Source organism: Sporosarcina gallistercoris (assembly GCF_014836415.1).
Lineage (GTDB): Bacteria > Bacillota > Bacilli > Bacillales_A > Planococcaceae > Sporosarcina > Sporosarcina gallistercoris.
On the sequence record NZ_JACSQY010000002.1, the window covers coordinates 307,495 to 325,768 of the forward strand.

General features: G+C 44.1%; 15 protein-coding genes. 3 read left to right on the top strand and 12 right to left on the bottom strand.

The features are described 5' to 3' along the window. Nucleotides 1-2: 2 nt before the first annotated feature. Genes H9659_RS04810 through H9659_RS04820 form a run of 3 tightly spaced genes read right to left on the bottom strand, consistent with a single transcriptional unit; the run spans nucleotide 3 to nucleotide 2,713 of the window. A complete protein-coding gene (locus tag H9659_RS04810; protein WP_191688787.1) occupies nucleotides 3-941 on the bottom strand; it encodes an ABC transporter permease in 939 nt (312 codons plus the stop codon). Beyond that, nucleotides 941-1,876, bottom strand: coding sequence for an ABC transporter permease (locus H9659_RS04815; RefSeq protein ID WP_191688788.1), 936 nt, complete (start codon nucleotides 1,874-1,876; stop codon nucleotides 941-943). The genes H9659_RS04810 and H9659_RS04815 overlap by 1 nt, the downstream gene beginning before the upstream one ends. A 12-nt stretch (nucleotides 1,877-1,888) precedes the next feature. Then, complete coding sequence (locus H9659_RS04820) at nucleotides 1,889-2,713, bottom strand: M55 family metallopeptidase (RefSeq protein ID WP_191688789.1); 825 nt, start codon at nucleotides 2,711-2,713, stop codon at nucleotides 1,889-1,891. Between the two features lie 607 nt (nucleotides 2,714-3,320). Between H9659_RS04820 and H9659_RS04825 the strand changes: the two genes are divergently transcribed. Next, complete coding sequence (locus H9659_RS04825; RefSeq protein ID WP_191688790.1) at nucleotides 3,321-4,595, top strand: MFS transporter; 1,275 nt, start codon at nucleotides 3,321-3,323, stop codon at nucleotides 4,593-4,595. A gap of 115 nt (nucleotides 4,596-4,710) precedes the next feature. On the opposite strand, the gene H9659_RS04830 is transcribed toward H9659_RS04825, so the two are convergent. Further along, nucleotides 4,711-5,775, bottom strand: coding sequence for a DmpA family aminopeptidase (locus tag H9659_RS04830; RefSeq protein WP_225217647.1), 1,065 nt, complete (start codon nucleotides 5,773-5,775; stop codon nucleotides 4,711-4,713). 69 nt (nucleotides 5,776-5,844) lie between these two features. Between H9659_RS04830 and H9659_RS04835 the strand changes: the two genes are divergently transcribed. Next, nucleotides 5,845-6,123 (top strand): hypothetical protein, encoded by a 279-nt coding sequence (locus H9659_RS04835; RefSeq protein ID WP_225217648.1) that lies wholly within the window; start codon nucleotides 5,845-5,847, stop codon nucleotides 6,121-6,123. 8 nt (nucleotides 6,124-6,131) lie between these two features. On the opposite strand, the gene H9659_RS04840 is transcribed toward H9659_RS04835, so the two are convergent. The 8 genes from H9659_RS04840 to fdrA all read right to left on the bottom strand — a co-directional run bounded on the left by H9659_RS04840 (nucleotide 6,132) and on the right by fdrA (nucleotide 17,053). Beyond that, nucleotides 6,132-6,842, bottom strand: a complete 711-nt coding sequence (locus tag H9659_RS04840) for a hypothetical protein (RefSeq protein WP_191688792.1) — start codon at nucleotides 6,840-6,842, stop codon at nucleotides 6,132-6,134. A gap of 73 nt (nucleotides 6,843-6,915) precedes the next feature. Next, nucleotides 6,916-8,172 (bottom strand): MFS transporter, encoded by a 1,257-nt coding sequence (locus H9659_RS04845; RefSeq protein WP_191688793.1) that lies wholly within the window; start codon nucleotides 8,170-8,172, stop codon nucleotides 6,916-6,918. A 451-nt stretch (nucleotides 8,173-8,623) separates the two neighbouring features. After that, a complete protein-coding gene (locus tag H9659_RS15635; protein ID WP_191688794.1) occupies nucleotides 8,624-9,340 on the bottom strand; it encodes a response regulator transcription factor in 717 nt (238 codons plus the stop codon). A gap of 3 nt (nucleotides 9,341-9,343) precedes the next feature. Then, on the bottom strand, nucleotides 9,344-11,965 hold the full coding sequence (locus H9659_RS04855) for a sensor histidine kinase (protein WP_318240688.1): 2,622 nt from the start codon (nucleotides 11,963-11,965) through the stop codon (nucleotides 9,344-9,346). Between the two features lie 120 nt (nucleotides 11,966-12,085). After that, nucleotides 12,086-13,024, bottom strand: a complete 939-nt coding sequence (gene arcC / locus H9659_RS04860; protein ID WP_191688796.1) for a carbamate kinase — start codon at nucleotides 13,022-13,024, stop codon at nucleotides 12,086-12,088. Next, complete coding sequence (locus H9659_RS04865) at nucleotides 13,021-13,941, bottom strand: DUF2877 domain-containing protein (RefSeq protein ID WP_191688797.1); 921 nt, start codon at nucleotides 13,939-13,941, stop codon at nucleotides 13,021-13,023. Before H9659_RS04865 ends, arcC begins: the two co-directional genes overlap by 4 nt. Next, on the bottom strand, nucleotides 13,941-15,203 hold the full coding sequence (locus tag H9659_RS04870) for a YlbE family protein (RefSeq protein WP_191688798.1): 1,263 nt from the start codon (nucleotides 15,201-15,203) through the stop codon (nucleotides 13,941-13,943). The genes H9659_RS04865 and H9659_RS04870 overlap by 1 nt, the downstream gene beginning before the upstream one ends. Nucleotides 15,204-15,304: 101 nt before the next feature. Next, nucleotides 15,305-17,053 carry an acyl-CoA synthetase FdrA gene (gene fdrA / locus H9659_RS04875; RefSeq protein WP_191688799.1) on the bottom strand — a complete coding sequence of 583 codons (1,749 nt, stop codon included), beginning with the start codon at nucleotides 17,051-17,053 and terminating at the stop codon, nucleotides 15,305-15,307. Nucleotides 17,054-17,378: 325 nt separating this feature from the next. On the opposite strand from fdrA, the gene H9659_RS04880 reads away from it, so the two are divergent. Beyond that, a complete protein-coding gene (locus tag H9659_RS04880; RefSeq protein ID WP_191688800.1) occupies nucleotides 17,379-18,257 on the top strand; it encodes an alpha/beta hydrolase in 879 nt (292 codons plus the stop codon). The last annotated feature ends 17 nt before the right edge of the window (nucleotides 18,258-18,274 follow it).

Genomic DNA, 18,274 nt, shown 5'->3' on the forward strand with positions numbered 1-18,274 from the left:
CATTACCCCCTCAATTTCGGATCGAGCGCATCCTGCATGCCATCACCTAATACGTTAAAAGCAAACATTGTGATGGAGATGAAGAACGCCGGGAAGAATAAGCGCCACCAGTCACCAGATAGAATGACCGGAAGAGCATCGTTCGCCATTACGCCCCAACTTGCATACGGCGCCTGAATACCGAGACCGAGGAAACTTAAAAAGGCTTCCGCAAAAATAGCACTCGGGACAGTAAGTGTCATTTGAACAATGATCGGTCCCATTGTGTTCGGAATCAGGTTTTTCCGGATGATCCGCGGAGTTCCAGCACCAAATGATTTCGATGCAGTCACAAATTCAAAGTTTTTTATTTGCAGAACTTGCCCTCGTACAATCCGGGCCATCCCTACCCATCCTGTGATCGTCAGTGCAACAATGATGGTCGTTAGACTCGGGCCCATCACGACCATTAGCAAGATGACTACGAGTAAATGAGGGAGGCCGTAAAGGATTTCAATAATCCGCATCATAATGGAATCCGTACGTCCGCCCTTGTATCCACTAACACCTCCATAAATAATTCCGATGAAAAAGTCGATAAGCGCAGCCATGACACCTACGAATAACGAAATGCGCGCGCCATACCACGTTCTTGTGAAAACATCCCTGCCCATTTCGTCTGTCCCAAACCAATGGGCTGCGCTTGGCGCTGTATTTTGGTTTCGCAAATCAGTTGCAGTGACTTCATAGGGAGAAAATACAGGACCGAATATCGCAAGAAGCGTAAGAATAACTAGGAACACCAACCCAGCCATTGCCAGCTTATTTTTTCGCAACCTCCGCCACGCATCTTTCCAATAGGATAACGATGGACGAACGACTGCTTCGGCGCGTTCGTGGTCCTCTCCTTTTTTCCTGAACCACTCATCAGGAACGGAGACTCTTGGATCTTTGGCAACCATTACACTTCACCTTCCTTTTTGTGAAGCTTAATACGGGGATCCAAGAATCCGTATACAATATCTACTAAAAACAGCATGAACACTAGAAATGCACTATAAAAAACAGTAGATCCCATAATAACGGGATAGTCTCGATTGTTAATGCTATCGACAAAGTACTTCCCCATGCCAGGGATTGCAAAAATCTTTTCAATAACGAATGTTCCTGTCAAAATTCCCGCAAGCATCGTCCCCATGATCGTTACTACCGGCATGAGTGCATTGCGTAATGCATGCCTTGCTACAATACGGAAAGGGCTTAAGCCTTTTGCACGCGCCATCTTAATATAATCTTGTGTCAACACTTCCAACATACTGGCACGAGTAAGACGTGCAATAATGGCAGTAGGTCCGGTTGCTAGTGCAATAACGGGTAAAATCATATGCTTTGGACTGCTCCAAGTAGCGGGAGGCAGTAATTGCCAATTTACTGCTATTTGCTGAATCAGCAGGGTGGCAAGAACAAAGTTCGGTATTGAAATTCCGATTACTGCGAAAGTCATAGCTCCATAATCGACAATCCCATTATGCCGAAGTGCAGCAAATGTACCGAGAATAATTCCCGAAATGACAGCGACGATGATAGTTGCCATTCCTAGTTCAAAAGAGATGGGAAACCCCCGTGCAAGCAATGTGTTTACGGACTCATTCGGTTTTTTTATGGATGGTCCATAGTCGAACGTCACAATAGACTTCAGGTAGTTCAAGTATTGGATTGGCATTGGCTGATCCAACTTATAAAACTTCTCCAAGTTCGCTTGGATGGTCGGATTGGACGTACGCTCTTCGTCAAACGGTGAACCTGGGATCGCCCGCATGAGTACAAATGTCAGCGTGGCAATAATGAGAACGGTGACAATCATCATGATGAAACGCTTCAATATGTATAGCGGCACTCTGCTTCCTCCTTAACAAAACTTGGTTTGCATTGCTAACTCCGTCATGACAAGCATGGCACGATAGGCTTCCACGATATCTTTTGCCTCATAACGAACGATTGTCGTTCCTTCTTCTATCACACACCCCGGCATCATCGCTGCCCACTCCGCCTCTCCATAATTCGTAAATTCGATACGCATAACCGGATGATCAGGTGCTTTTAGTGGTTTAATATCATTACGTTTTTCAAGTGCTTCTGCCATTTTCACTTTCAGCAATGCTTGCGCTTTCGATGGATGCAGCGTCCTGACAGACGAACGGGAAATGGACTGTTTCACCGCAGCTGTTACAACTCCTGGAATGAGTTCTTCTGCTTCCCTGCATGCTCCATCGTCACCCGCTACCATTAAGACAGGCACATCATAATGGCCAGCAACATACGCATTGAACCCGAGTTCTCCAACTACGACATCATTGATAAAAATATTGCGAACACCAAAAATCATCGTATGGCTCATGACACCAGGTTGTCCCGCACGGGCGTGATATCCTGCGAACACAACACCTGTATACGATTCATCCAATGACTGCACCATTGAAAGCGGTTTCACTTCTCCGGTTATTAACTCTACATCAGGATGCATCTCTTCCACGAGTAAGTTATTCATTTTTGAGTGACTATCATTCACAAGAATTTCTTGTACACCTTTTTCAAATGCAACTGAAGCGATTGCATTCGCCTCCTCCGTCATAATGCGACGAGCCCGTTCATAATTGTGCCGATGTGAATCTACAAACGTCTCATCCGGCAAGCCTGTTATACCTTCCATATCTACGGATACAAATAGTTTCATATGAGCCTCCACATAGTGAACAGAAAAGAACATCTGTCTGATTTAATAGTCAATTAACAATACCAAAATATTTTCATAATAACAAGATAATTTTGTGAAATGAAACTATGTTTTCTAGTTTTTAATGATTTAGCAATATTATTGTTTCAAAATCGGAAAATCTACGCTCTGTTAGTATACTAGGTACACTTTACTTAAGAGGCGGTATCTCGACGAAAAACGAAAGTGAATCCTACAGTAAGAAAGACATCATATCTTTGCATGATAAGGGTATATGCTCCATTGCTTATTCAATCATTTTACAAAATATGGGCACTATGAAACAACCCTTTAAATGTCAAACAATTGTATAACCAAATCTGAAGGTTTAATCTTAAATAATTTCTATTGACACAGAACTGTCGATTAAGTATGCTCGATTGGTAATTGATTTTTCGGAAGGACTCTGCTAAACCGATTCCCCATAGACACCAATCTTTAAAAAGCCTCCTATGCAAAGGTGGTTCTTTTGGAATGAAGAAGATTATGTAGATGTTCATAAATCGTCACGACAGAGACCCACAAGACATTGATTGCAAAAATATAATAAAGAAAGCAGTGGGATATGATGGCGACAGCTAAGAAAAAAATCCACTATGCTTGGTGGATACTTGTAGCACTCTGTTTGATTGTTGGACTTTCAAAAGGGGCATTAAATACATCATCAGGTCTATTCATTCCAGGAGCTACCAAAGATTTAGATATTCTAACTGGTAACTTAACGTTATACTTCAGTATTGCTTCAATCGTAACAATGATTTTCCTTCCAATCGGAGGTAAAATCTTAGCTAAATATGACATTCGTACAGTATTAGTCATCGCAATTATTTTACAAGCCGGTTCATATGTCGGATTTGGTTTTAGTAGCTCCGTATGGGGTTGGTACATTTTTGCTGTTCCATTGGCTGTCGGCGGAGTGTTTACAACAGTAATCGTAGGCCCCGTCCTCGTGAATCAATGGTTCAAGAAGAAAAATGGTATGGCACTTGGATTGATTGGAGCATCTGGCGGTTTACTTGGCGCGATTGCTCAGCCAATCATTGGATATACAATTGCTACAGCTGAACATACTTGGCGTACAGGCTACATTGGTCTTGGCTTAGCAGTGATCATTATTGTTGTCCCAACCGTTCTCTTAGTCCTTCGTAAATCACCGCAAGCAATCGGTTTGTTGCCTTATGGAGCACAAGAAATTACAGATGTTAGCGACGAAACAAAAACAGAAGAAGTAGATAAAGGAGTTACATTAGCGATTGCTCGAAAATCATCTGCTTTCTACTCACTATTTTTCTTCTTCCTTCTGATCACATCGATTGCTAGTTTTGCAATTCATATTCCTTCGTATATCCAATCACTAGGATATGATGCTATATTTGCTGGAAATGCGATGGCGGGATATATGATTGGCGTGCTTTTAGGAGCTCTTGCACTCGGTTATCTTGTAGACAAAATAGGTTCAAGAAATACAGTATATGTTGCAATGATTTTAGCAGCAATTTCTGTACTTGCCCTTCTATTTATTTCTGATAGTAAAATTGTGATTGTTTTAGCAACTGCACTGTACGGGTTTACTGTATCCAACTCCGTCGGAACGCTAGCGCCAGCACTCACAACAAGCCTGTTCGGCAGCAGAGAATATGCGCAAATTTACTCCACCGCTTCTCTAGGACTTGCCATTGCTGGTATTGTTGCACTTCCAGCTTACGGATATATTTATGATTTCGCCAAAAGTTATACACCAGCACTCTATATCGTACTTGTTCTGCTAATTATAAATATTGTTCTTGTGACATTCGCATTTGAAGGAAAAAAGAAACTTCTAAAACAAGGTCACTGGAACTAATTTCATGAAAAAAAGCTGTTTCAGTACCAGTAATCCTGGTATTGAAACGGCTTTTTTAGTTGTTATTTTTCTATCCTATGTCGAAATCAGTCGGAAATTGTTTCACATGGAACAGTTAAGAGAATGGGGCTTGATAAACAGTTGTTCCGTTACGACCGGTTGTGTCAACCGCTTGAGATAACGAATTCAAAATAGCTTCCTCCGTCACTTCTGCAGCTCCTTGGAATAGTTGGTTCATGACAGGGTGGCTATCGCGGAGTAATTGCACATTTTCCTTTGCATCGGGCTGATCATGCGGAAATTTATGTGCAGTTGAAAATGCAATCACAATATCCCCACTTCCATTACTATAATGGCTTCCGGTTCTGGCAAGCCCAACTCCCGCCCGTTTCGCAATACGTTTTAACTGACGGTTATCGAGCGGTGCATCCGTTGCGAGTACGATGATAATCGAGCCATCTGCAGGCTTCGGAGCATTCGGTTGAACGATAGTTACCTCTTTCATATAACGTTCAGCCGCAAAATCATCACGAGCACCAAAATTACTTAATACAAGACAGCCGATTGTAAAAACATCAGATGGTTCCTCACGATTAATCAGACGAGAGGATGTTCCGATCCCACCTTTATAACCGAAGCAGACCATTCCTTTTCCGGCCCCTACTGCTCCTTCTTCAACTGGTTCGATAGATGCCGTTTCAATTGCTTGCTTGGCATGAGCAGATGTAACGGATAGCTCTCTAATCGAGTTAAGCCGGCTGTCATTGCACTCCCCCGTCACGATATTGACAGTTCCTGTTGTCTCCCCGATTTCAGGTGTGGATTCGAGCAGCCATCGAAGCGCTCCTTCAGTTGCTGCTGGAACACTGAATGTATTCGTCAACATGATCGGTGACTCAAGAACTCCAAGCTCATCTAACTGGATGAGTCCCGTCGTCTTACCGAAGCCGTTAATGACATAACTCGCCGCCGCTACTTTTTCACGAAAAGGATTTCCAGCGTGCGGCAAGATTGCTGTAACACCCGTCGCAGCATATTCGCCTTTAGCAAGCGGTTTGTCGAGCGTGACTTGCCCTACCCGTACATCTGCAACGTCCGTAATACAGTTATTTTCCCCTGTGGGTAGACTCCCGATTCGAATACCGCGCTCTCTAACCTTCATGGTTGTTTGTTTCGACATTTCTGCGCCTCCAGTCTATGTATAGTCTTTCGCCAATGTTTCCACACTATGAGAAAAGGAGTGATCTGGTTGCTGACTGAATTTCCTACGATTCATACGAATGTTTGGGATGCACTTTGGGCAGTCCCTGTGACACTTGCATTGGTTCTAATCGCGAAATGGGTATTTCATGTCCGACCCGCATGGCTTTCTACAGTTTCAACGGTAGTTGCTCTAGTCTTGTCAAACTTCATCAGTCATCCGCACAATCTTTCAGCGGGTATCTTTATGGGAATTTTTTATAGTGGGGCTGCCATGGGATTGCTCTATTCTCTGCAGCAATCTTATCTAGCCTACCGAGCAAAATGACTGCCGTCTTATACTTTCAATGGACAAAAACCGCATTGCATTAATCCCGGGACGTCTTTTGAAAGGCAGCAAGTTTTCCTGACCGTTGTGTTCAGCAGGTCTGTTGGTTCACTTCCATTTAAATAGGATGAAAACCGGGAATGCGCAGAGATCCCTTCCCAGCACGAATCTTCTTTTAGCTGATTGTAGACGATTCTTGCTTCTTCTGAACAGATTGGATCATTCAGCAGGACATGAAACTGCCAAAGCCAGAAGCCGAATACATTTTCCCATAACACATTTGCAGAAATCGGAGCTGCCGAACGCAGCGCCTCGACCACCGTCTGGATCTGGATAAGAAGATTTCGAATGACATCCGCCGTGGCTTCAATAGGGGTTTCTGTCCATCCTTCTATGTCTGGATATGTACTGACCGTCATATTTCCATACTCACGAACGGCTCCAAACGTTAACTCTTTGGGCTCCCCTTGCCAAAATTCCTCATATTGTATGTATTGAACAAGTTGCATAGCCGTAAACATCCCAAAACGACGCATGAAGTAGGAGGCCGCAACAGTCGTATTCGGACTTTGACTCACTGTTTGCAGCAGCGTTACCACATCTTCTCCATTGGTGTGGGACGTTAAAGTTGCTAACGTGAAGAGCGGATGTTCCGGTGGTTTTGTATAGACGCCATTGCTATGAAGTTGGCTGATTTGGTTTGCTGTTAGTTTTGTCATGCTTCTATTATAGCAGAGCATCGGTTGCAAAAAAACAGACTGCCCGGCTAAGAGGACAGTCTGTCTAGTTCACTTATTCAGTTACTGCTGTGTTGTCTGTTAATTTAGGTTTGTTATCTTCCTTAATCATCGCTGCAGCAATTGTACCGATGATAAGTAGGAAACCTGCAAAGTAGAAGCCCATATCCAGGTTACCAGTCACGTCAGCCAAGAAACCTGTGATGTATGGAGCAAGGATGGAACCACACATTCCGATGAAGTTGTAGATTCCGAATGATGTACCATATGCATTTTTAGGAGCGTTGTCTGCAACAACAGCCACCAGTACAGGGTTTGTACTGATTTTACCAAAGATACCGTACCCGATCAGCGCTGCATATAGGACATACATGTTGTCGAATGCAACGATGGAAACGAGTGAAATCAATGAAAGTGGAAGCATGACGAGTAGCACGGGACGACGTTTCCCCATACGGTCTGCAACCCAGCTGAAGAAAATCGATCCTGGTATAGCTGCCCACGGAACTAGTGAAGAAACGGTTGCAACTGCACTACCTTCAATTCCACGTGCGTGCTGCAAGTAATAAGGCATCCATGTTACGACTACGAAGAATCCGTAAATCGCACAGAAGATTACGATGTAAGACATGAGCAAGTTGCGGTTTTTGAACAGCATGCCGATTTTGAACGGTTCTTGATTATCAATTTCAGCTTTAGTTTTCTTGCCATATGGATTTTCTTTAACAAGCCACCACATAAGTAAACCGATTAGGACAACCGGGATCGCAACGATATAGAACGGTGCTCTCCAAGACATGCCAGCTTCAATCGTCCAACTGGATAAGAAGTAACCGGCAGATAGACCAAACGCCATACCACTGTTGATGATTGCTGATCCTACAGTAATGTGTTTCTTAGGTATTGCTTCAGAAGACAATCCGTATTGAGGTCCATAATAGAACCCTTGGAATATACCAACCATTAACCACATGAGTACGAATAGGAAGAATGTCGGCATAGATCCTGCGATTGCTGCGAAGATACCGAATAGGATAATCCCCGGTACAAGCACTTTCTTTTTACCGATTTTATCACCGAGAATACCGGAGGGAATGTTCAATCCCGCATAACCGATGAAGAAGATACTGCTGATCATACCGAGTTGACCGGCAGATAAGCTGAATTCAGTTTGAATATCATCCATGACAGGGTTCAAGATTGCACGCGTTCCATAAATTGCAACCCAACCTAAGAAGAATACGATAACGGCTTTGATCCAATAAGGAATGAGTTCTTTTTTCTGGCCATTATCTTGTATGTGTTTCGCCATCGTTTGTTCCTCCTCAATTTTTTATAGTAGTTACTTAAGTAAAATGATCATTTACCTTACACCTGTATGATACTGTAGCTAGCATTGCAGACGAATAAAATCAAATCAGCTAACATTGCCAAAACATTAAATATCTAAAAGAATGTTACTCTGCACATACTACAATAGGTTGAATTAAATAATAAGACCTGGCAGCGTTGCTTTCCACTCCAGGCGAACGCTTTCCGAGGGGCTCGATTTCAGCCTCCTCGTTGCTTCGCTCCTGCGGGGTCTTCAATCTGCATCGATCCCTCCGGAGTCGTCGCCTTCCGTTCCAACCAACTAATATCTCGGAACCATAGAAATTTCACTTCAACATACTAGCAAGGAGTATCGATCGACCCTGAATCCAGACTCTCTGCATTTAACCATGATTCAAAGTGAGTATGTAGCACGTTGGAGTATACCCATCCTATTCGTGATGGGCTGTGACACTTTTCAACATGTATCCAAGACCGGGATACGTGACAATATACTCTTCGGGCTCCTTCAATCGCTCTTTGATTTTACGGCGGATCCTTGCTATCCCCACACGTAAATACTCGACATCGTCTCGATACTGGGGGCCCCACACTTCTGACAGCAACGATTCGTGTTGTACCACTTTATCGAGATTCAATGCCAGGATTTCCAACAAAGAAAACTCCGTCTGGGTCAATTTCAACTCTTCATCGTCAATCCAGATCCTCTTTCCACCGACATCCACTTGTAAAGACCCCGTTTCGATTACAGACGATGTTCCTGCTGCCCCATCTGCAAGACTTGGCTGACTCCTGCGAAGAACTGCATTGACGCGCGCAAACAGTTCGTCTAGCGAAAACGGTTTCGTCAAGTAATCGTCAGCCCCGAGGTTCAACCCGTTCACTTTATCTTTAGGATTACTTCTTGCTGTAAGCATGATAATAGGCGTATGGGAAAACTTCCGTAGTTCTTCCAATACGTAAAAACCATCCTTTCCTGGCATCATAATGTCGAGTAATATCAAATCGGGTGAAATCAGATCATATTTTTCCAACAATTCTTCCCCTGAATCCGCGGTCACGACTTCATAGCCAACCGATCGTAAATTCGCAGAGATGAAACGCAAAATTTTCGCCTCATCGTCTACGACACATATTTTTTGTTTCACCTCTTAAGACCCCTCTCGTATTGGAAAGTAGAGTGTAAATGTGCTGCCTTCTCCTGGTTTACTATCGACTTCGATCTTTCCTTCATGCGCTTCCATAATCCCTTCGCAAATGGATAGTCCTAAGCCTGTCCCACCTGAACGTCGAGTAGCAGTGACGTCCACTTGATAGAACCGATTGAAGATTTTTTGTAAATGCTCTTTTGAAATACCAATTCCATTGTCCGTTACTGCGATCGTTAAGAACTCGTTCTTTTTTTCCAAGGTAATATCGATCCGCTTTTGTGGATGATCGTTATATCGTAAAGCATTCGTAAAGAGATTCACCAACACTTGCTGCACCCTGGTTTTGTCTGCATAGAAAAATAAGGAATCCTCGGCTTTGTTGTGGAACGAAAGAGTCGCACCTTCTTTCAATGTAAGGGGTACGAGTTCAATCGACTTCTCAATCACGTGATCTGCTCGGACCATATCCCGTTCAATGTACATGGAACCGGATTCTATTTTTGAAATATCCATCCAATCATCTACCAAGTGTTGGATGCGCTCAATGTCTTCATGGACCCCTTCCAGCAATTCATCTTGGAAGTCCTGTTCCCACTCCACATCTTCCCGCAGCAGCGTTTCCACACTTCCTCTTATGTTCGTGATCGGTGTTTTGAATTCATGGGAAGTTAATGAAATTAAGTTGTTTTTCAATGTATCGATTTCTTCCTCTTTTGTTATATCACGAATTAGCAGTCCCTCACCAATTTTTTTCTCATCTGATATGACAGAAAATTTATGGAGCATATAGAAATCAGCGTTGCCCGATTTCGTTTTGTATTCCAGTTTCAATTCGCTTGCTTCGTTTTCAAAAAACGAAGCAAGTTCTTCGGTAGTAATCTCAAACAGCACGTGAATACGTTCAAACACATCGGACAAATGCACCAGAGGTCCATTCGTGCCATCTCCATCAGTGACATTCAAAAAGAATTCGTTCACATAATCGATCTGCTGATCATTATTGAGAAGCATAATTCCTTCTGACATACTTTCAAGAACTGCATCAAGTTCAGCGTGCTTGTTACGGTATTGCTCAAACAACAGCTTATTCTGCAACATAATTGCAAGCGAGCGGGAAAACGTTTGTAGGAATGCCTGCTCTCTCGGCTCGATCGTCTGCCCATCCAGTAAATCGATGATCAGATAGCCGTTTGGCAGCCCATCCAATACAATCGGTTCCATATGGTGATTAGCGCCTTGTACATTTTTTTCCAAATAACTCTGCAAACTTTTATCTGCGTAAATGACTTGGCTCGTCACTGCCAGTTCACGAAACCAAATGTGCACATTGAAAGGTACCGATTGCTCGATGTTTTGAAGGCACAATTGGATGAAATGAGACAGATCCATTTTTGAAGACACCGGCGTAATCAATTGGTTGACTGCCTGTAACTCGGCATTTCGCTGTTCCAAATTAGCAGTTCGTTCTTGAACACGTCCTTCAAGTCGTGTATTCAGTTCAATGAGTTCGTTTCGGTTTTCTTCAATTTCGGATATCATATCATTGAAGTGAGTCAGCAAATCCGTCATTTCTTGCGGCCCTTCAATGCGTTCTGATAGTTGAACAGGTTGGTTCGTCTTATAACTTACAGAATAGCGCTTAATCGTATCAAGGAGATTGCGGATCGTCCTTTCGAGTCGATTGGTTAAATACAGACTGGCCAAAACGACAAATAACGCCGTAACCGGAATGAACCATAAAATTGTGTTCACAGCACTTCTGAGTGGTTTTGTTATCAGGGTGGACGGATTAGCAATCCATACGGTCCAATCGAGATCCCGGATTTTCGCATAGGTAATGAATTCTTCTTCGCTGCCTTCTTCTTTGATGGTCAGGCTATTCATGGACTTCTCCGACTGATCATTGATTGTCTTCACAATTTTGGAATCCGTCAGATTCACCATTTCTGTTTTCGTATTAACATCAGGGTGCACAATCACATTGTTATCTTGGTCCAGTAACACCGCGTAACTCGCTTCGCCCGATATCCGCGTAGACACGTATTTTTCCAAAGCGTTTAAATCGATAGCTCCTAAAATATACCCTTGCATCTTCCCTTTGCTATCGAAAATTGGTGAAACAATCGCAACCAATAGGATATCCGTCCCTCCTCTCCCATAAAAGACTGGAGAGACGACTTGTTCGTTTCTTTCGAGAAGTTCCTTGTAATAGGATCGGTCGCTAAAATTCAAGTGCTCTCGTTTCACCCCGTCCGTGTAGACAGATGGATAAAATACAAGAGATTCGCCGTTTGCATCTCCTACGTACAAGTTTACAAATCCAGGGTAGTTCAGTTTTATATCGCGCAACTTCTCCTCTATTTTTGATGTACGACCCTCTTCCAATAATGGCGCAATATTAGAAGACATCGTTTCAATGATTCTTCCGTGCTGATCCATATAACTTTCAATATTGTCCTCTAGAAATCCGGTCACTTTCTTTTGACTTTCCTGATTGCCTTCGATTAAAGAGGAGAGCTGGAAAAACTGGAAAATTCCGAGGACAATAATCGACGTCAAGCCTATTGTCAGAAACGAGTAAATGAGTTCCTTTTTAAAAGAACGCGCCCGCCTATTTTTCACCCGCACTCTCCCCTTTCCCTTTGAAAATTGACCCATTATGTAATCCTCTAAAACTTTATGTACATACCAAAAGGGTATTGACCAGTGTCGTGATGACTATGGTCAATACCATTGGTAAACTTATTTTTTAATCTGTGTGCCAGCCTTACCTTCTACTGCAAGGTCCGCTTGTCCAAGAGAACAGATGATAGCACGTCCACCCATTTCAGCGAACTTCATAGCTGCTTCCATTTTAGGTCCCATGCTGCCTGCAGAGAATTGGCCTTGGTCTGCATAGGCTTTCGCTTCTTCAAGCGTAATCGTCCCAAGTGCTTTTTGATCCGGCTTGCCGTAGTTTACGAATACGTTATCGACATCAGTCAAGATCATGAGAACGTCCGCTTTTGCCTCTTCAGCTAGACGGAACGCACTGCGGTCTTTATCAATAACCGCTTCGATTCCTGTAAGGCTGCCATCTTCTTCACGTACAACCGGAATACCGCCGCCGCCGGAAGCGATGACAATCACATCGTTATCTGTCAGCATTTTAATCGTCTGGGAGCTGAGGATCGACTTCGGATTTGGAGAAGCAACAACACGTCTCCAGCCACGACCTGCATCTTCTTTAACATCCCAGCCTTTTTCCGCTGCCAATTGCTTCGCTTCTTCTTCTGAATAGAAGACACCAATTGGTTTGGATGGATCTGCAAATGCAGGATCATTACGGTCTACTTCTGTTTGCGTCAGCATACTGACCACTTGGTTGTTGAGGCCCAATTTATTGAGTTCGTTCTTCAAGGTCTGTTCCATCATGTACCCGATGAACCCTTGTGATTCTGCGCTACAAACGTCAAGTGGAAGTGCAGGAACAACGTCTTTGGCTTCTTCGTTCTGACGAAGAATGTTGCCTACTTGCGGGCCGTTGCCGTGTGTAACGATGACTTCATGACCATTCTTGACAATTTTCGCAATGATTTCAGTACTGATCCGTACGTTTTCACGCTGGTTCTCATAAGTCGCTTCCTGCTTAGGTTGCAGGATTGCGTTACCCCCGAGTGCAATTACTACTTTTTCTGTCATTCTAGTTTCCTCCTTAGCGTTAGTAAGCCGAGTAACATGCCAAAAACTGTATCGATTCCAGAACTATGCCCCATATCGAGCAATTCCGAAAGCAGTGGTTTTAGCATATAAATATCTGTCTTCCGTGTCAATTCTGAAGCCGATTGTACGACTGTCGAGCTGAACTGTCCATCTAAAGCGTAGAGTAAGTACTCCCTACCTATATCAGTCGTCAGGCGTTCCTTTTCAATAAGGCGTCTTAACGTCTCCACAAAGGGGTTGGATAAAATGCCTGCTGCTTCATGTATGGCGAGCAAGCCGACCAAATGATCGTCACCTGACGGGGTCAGTCCTTGTCCCCGACCTATGAGGAACCTGAGGTGCTGTTCGATATCGTTTGTGTTTGAAGATTCCATGACATCCAATAACGCAAAGAGATGCTGCTCTGTCAGACTGTTAGCAGGATGTCCCTGCAACTGTCTGGTCAACCATGATTCGATATCGATGTCCAAACCAGTCACTCGCGGCTCTTCAAGTAAGATAGCAACAAGCATCGTCAAATTATCCGCTATTAACTCACTCGTTATCGGTGCACGCAAGATTCTCCAGTCAAAAGGGTCTGCTCCTACAATGCTCACAACTGGTCCTGTCTCTCCGAACGAGAGAGTGCGCTCATTCGGTTCCCAAGAAACAGAGGAATCTTCAGTTATTCCATTTAACAATTGCTGCAATTGCTCTGGTGTCAGATGAATACCAAATGGTAAACGACCATTTTTTACCGTTCCGATGAAAAATAGACGATTAGCGCTTTTGATATTCAGCCCATTCTGAAACATGCTATGGATTTGGCAAACCGGATGCTTTGCCAAATGGAACGGGATCTGTTGCTGGTATTCCGTCGCATGCAGGATCGTTAATCTAGCTTGCGGCCGAACCATTAGATCAATCCTAGCTTCACGGCATATGCTTCTAATGCTTTTTCGAAACATTCTTTAGGAGCACGGACAGTTCCCGCTCCGACTTGACCCATTCCTGCTTTTTTGTGCGCAATTCCTGTATTGATCACTGGCTCAATACCCGTTTCAACTACTTTGCGTGCATCGATTCCGAGGCAAGCTCCTTGGAAGTCCCAAGTAGGGATTGTAAAGTTACTATTTTGTGAGACACAAATCTCTGTCATTTCATTACTTGTTGCAAGCGCATCATCAAAACCGCCTGCACCTACGAAACGAGTAACACCAGGTGCTGCGATCATTGCCATACCGCCGACACCGAATGTTTCAGTGATTGCACTGTCCCCGATATCCGGATTAGCATCATCTTGGGAATACCCCGTGAAGAAGAGACCTTGCGGCGTGTTAACTGGAGCTGTGAACCACTCATCACCCATTCCGCTAATACGAATTCCGAAGTCTTTACCATTACGGCACATTGCTGTGACAACAGTTCCGTCTTGAATAGTACGAGCTCCATCCATTACAGCTTTTCCTGTCGCCATTGCGATATTGAGGAAGAATTGGTCAGTGTCAGCCAAGAATTGAATAACGTCTTTACGGTCGTTTTCATCCATATCCAACTGTACGATGTATGGGCTCATCTCTTTCAAGAAGATTAAAGATGCTGCAATGTTACGCTGATGGAATTCATCGCCCATTGTAATCGCTTTAGCAATAATAACGTTCAAATTCAATCCGTCTTCAGTAAGTGCCAGTGCTTTTGCAATCGTTGGTCCAAGAACATTTTGCATCCATTTCAAACGATCGATGACTTCTTGTGAATTGGCACCGAAACGAAGAACTTTCCCGATTCCTTCGTTCATGATGCAATAGGCTTCGTTACCATCTGTCCGGTTTTCCACAACGAATACGGGCATATTAGCAGATGTGATACCACCCATCGGGCCAACCGCATTCACGTGGTGACATGGGATGAATTTCACTTCGCCGCTTGCTAGTTGCTTTTCCGCTTCTTCTTCGTTAGATGCCCAGCCCTCATAGATCGATGCACCGATACAAGATCCTTGCATCGGACCAGTCATGTCGTTCCACTCGATTGGTGGACCTGCATGTAGCAATACTTTTCCGTCATTCAGTTCTTTAATTTTATCTTTAGCCGGTACAACACCCACTAGAAACGGAGCGGATCCAGTAATTTTATCAATAACCGCTTTGTTTGCTTCATCCATTGACTTGTAGTTCATAACGTACACACCTCATTCGTCATATTTACAGATGTCTCCATCTGCATGGAGAAGGCCCAGTCCAGAGCGGATCTGGACCTTCTATCTTCATCATTCTGAAATTATTTCAGCAAGCTTAAGATTTTAGCCATACGTGCATTACCGCCAGCAACTGGACGCCAGTCGTATTGGACGAACTGTGTACCTGTGTCTGATAGTGCCCCAGTAAAGCCCTTCAAGCCGACGTTAATGACGCGTGGGCGTTCCGAAACGAGTGACGCGATGTCTTCTGATACAGAGAGATCGAATTTCTTAGCCGACTTGGTTCCTTCTACATGTTTCTTCTGGTTATCCTCAACGTGAAGTCCAACAATGCTAAGTGCCGTACGGACTGCTTCGTTGTTTGTTTCTTTTACGATGACGCCAGCTTCTCTCAACTGTTTTACGTGACCGTCATAGCTTTGCGGATCGTTTTTCGTACCACATACAGTAGCGACGACGTGCAATGTACGACCGCCTTCTTTTGCTTTTGCTACCGCTTTGTTGATAGACGGAAGCAAAGCGCTTGCCATATCGTCATGTGAACCATAGCCAAGAACAAAGTCCAGCAAGATAACAGCCGTTGTTTCATCGTCTCCTGCTTGTTCGATGAATTTCGAACGAGTTTCAGGATCGATCATCGGGTGTGGCTTCCCTTGTGTATACTTATCGTCGCCAAGGTCAACAATTTCCTGACCCTCGTGCTTCAATACATAGCCTTCTTCGTTTTTAATGTGTGTGCCCAGACCTAAGGCGTCAGAGATCAGAACAGCTGCTTCAGATGCTAGTGTCCCACCGGAATATAATCCTTTAAGTGTCTTCTGACCTTCTTTCAAGCTTGCATTCTCTACAGTGAAGTCTCCTGAATTGTAATCAGGTTTCACTTCGTTACCACGAGCGAGGTCCACTGCAATATGAGCAGTTTCCGCGAGTGTATATGCTTGGTACACATTGCCTTCATACTGCTCAGGTTTTTCTCCTAGGAATACAGCAACGACCGGCTTCGTCAAGCTTTGAAGAAGTTCCATCACTTCGTTACGTACATGTTCTGCAGGTGGCTTGGAAATAATTGTGATAATTTCAGTCTGGCTGTGGTTTTCAAGAGCCCGGATTCCATCCATCATCGTGATGGCACCGATCGGATCTTTCAAGTCACGTCCACCCGTACCGATAGCGTGGCTTACGCCTTCTCCTAAGCGATCGATAATTGTAGATACTTCCTGGATTCCTGTTCCTGATGCACCGACAAGTCCAATACGACCTTTGTTCACAACGTTTGCGAATGCTAAAGGTACTCCGTCAAGAATTCCTGTACCACAGTCCGGCCCCATGACAAGCAGCCCTTTGTCGTGTGCTTTTTGCTTTAAACGAAGCTCGTCTTCCACTGTAACGTTATCACTGAACATGAACACGTGAAGACCACGGTCCAATGCCTTGTCCGCTTCATCTGCCGCATATTCACCTGGCACTGAAATCATGGCAACGTTTGCATTCGGCAGTGCATCCACTGCTTTGTCCCACGTACGAACAGTTTCGAATCCTTGCTTTTTGTTGCTGATGGATTGGTCATTCAGATATTGTTCCACTTTTTCAAGAACTGCATCCATCATATCTGCATTGTCTGTGTCGACAACGATTGCCATATCGTTCGATTCTGCTGCTTCAAGTTCTTCTGTATGCAACCCTGCATCTTTAAAGATGTCTTTGTTCGCTGGCGTTGCCATCATGATTTGTACTTTGTTGAGACCTTCCATAGTAGCTACTGAGTTTGTCAGCAACATGAGGTTAATGGAGTCTTGGTACGAGTTCTTCTTGATAATCGTATGAAGCACAAAAATCACCCCTGTAAGTATTTTTTAAAATCAACGCGCTTGCCATAGCATGTATTTCCTACATTGGGAAACACCAAACTTGGCGAAAGCTGGTTATATTTTATCCAAACCCATTGTATCCTAATTTGCATTGCAGACGAATAAAATACAGCATCGTAACATTGCAAAAACATAAAATTGTGAATTGAAAGCTGTATTCTTGGCGTTTCGTGTCGTAAGATAGTGGCAGAAACGGATTTACATAAGAGTTCGCTAGACGATTATCATGACCCATCGATACTTTCAACGAAAAGACAGACAGATATTAAGGAAAGAGGATGCGATTATGGCAGAGACTTTTGTTTACAAACGAGTGGACGGGTGTGAGATTCACGGTGTGCTTCATGAAACTGCTGTTGCACAGGCACCTTTACTGATCTACATTCATGGCGGCGGCCTGATTTGGGGTACTCGGAATGACATGAACCGTGAGCAGATCCGTCTTTATAATGAGGCTGGATTCAACGTGTTTTCTGTAGATTATCGACTAGCTCCTGAGTCCAAGCTTTCCGAGATACGGGATGATGTGAAGGATTTGCTAGTGTGGATTAAGACGGAAGCACCTGCTCAATTCGATTTCGATCAGAAACGGGTAGCTGTGGTCGGCAGTTCAGCAGGAGGTTATCTAGCGCTGCTATCCGGAACGTTTGATGTGAAGCCCGATGCGATCGTGGCGTTTTACGGATACGGACAAGTTACGGGTGACTGGTATCGGAACCCGAGTCCGCACTTTACATCTATGACGACGGTGCCTGAATTATTGGCGAAACAACTGATTCAGCCTCATCCGATTTCGTCGGCTCCGATCGAACGCCGGTATGCGATTTACTTGTATTGCCGCCAGCAAGGTACATGGCTCGATTGGGTGGCGGGTTCAGACGCTATGGAAGAAGGGGAGCTTGCGCGCTATGCACCCGTTGAATTAGCGGATTCCGAATATCCGGCAACTCTTCTGATACATGGGGATGATGACGAAGATGTCCCGTACGCGGAATCGGTTGCCATGAAAGCAAAACTGGATTCAGTAGGGGTACCAAACGAACTCATGACCATAGCCCACGGGAAGCACAACTTCGATGCCAATATGGATGATCCGGACTCTATGCGTGCTGTGAATCATGGGATTGCATTTTTACAAGAATGGTTTCAGATGAAGACCACCTAAATTACTGGCAGAGCCAG

What these genes read in the sequence shown, in the direction of transcription:
- arcC (WP_191688796.1), bottom strand. Translation starts at nt 13,024, where the DNA reads ATGACAGAAAAAGTAGTAATTGCACTCGGGGGTAACGCAATCCTGCAA.
- H9659_RS04865 (WP_191688797.1), bottom strand. Translation starts at nt 13,941, where the DNA reads ATGGTTCGGCCGCAAGCTAGATTAACGATCCTGCATGCGACGGAATAC.
- H9659_RS04880 (WP_191688800.1), top strand. Translation starts at nt 17,379, where the DNA reads ATGGCAGAGACTTTTGTTTACAAACGAGTGGACGGGTGTGAGATTCAC.
- H9659_RS04820 (WP_191688789.1), bottom strand. Translation starts at nt 2,713, where the DNA reads ATGAAACTATTTGTATCCGTAGATATGGAAGGTATAACAGGCTTGCCG.
- H9659_RS04825 (WP_191688790.1), top strand. Translation starts at nt 3,321, where the DNA reads ATGGCGACAGCTAAGAAAAAAATCCACTATGCTTGGTGGATACTTGTA.
- H9659_RS04840 (WP_191688792.1), bottom strand. Translation starts at nt 6,842, where the DNA reads ATGACAAAACTAACAGCAAACCAAATCAGCCAACTTCATAGCAATGGC.
- H9659_RS04810 (WP_191688787.1), bottom strand. Translation starts at nt 941, where the DNA reads ATGGTTGCCAAAGATCCAAGAGTCTCCGTTCCTGATGAGTGGTTCAGG.
- H9659_RS04845 (WP_191688793.1), bottom strand. Translation starts at nt 8,172, where the DNA reads ATGGCGAAACACATACAAGATAATGGCCAGAAAAAAGAACTCATTCCT.
- H9659_RS04870 (WP_191688798.1), bottom strand. Translation starts at nt 15,203, where the DNA reads ATGAACTACAAGTCAATGGATGAAGCAAACAAAGCGGTTATTGATAAA.
- H9659_RS04830 (WP_225217647.1), bottom strand. Translation starts at nt 5,775, where the DNA reads ATGTCGAAACAAACAACCATGAAGGTTAGAGAGCGCGGTATTCGAATC.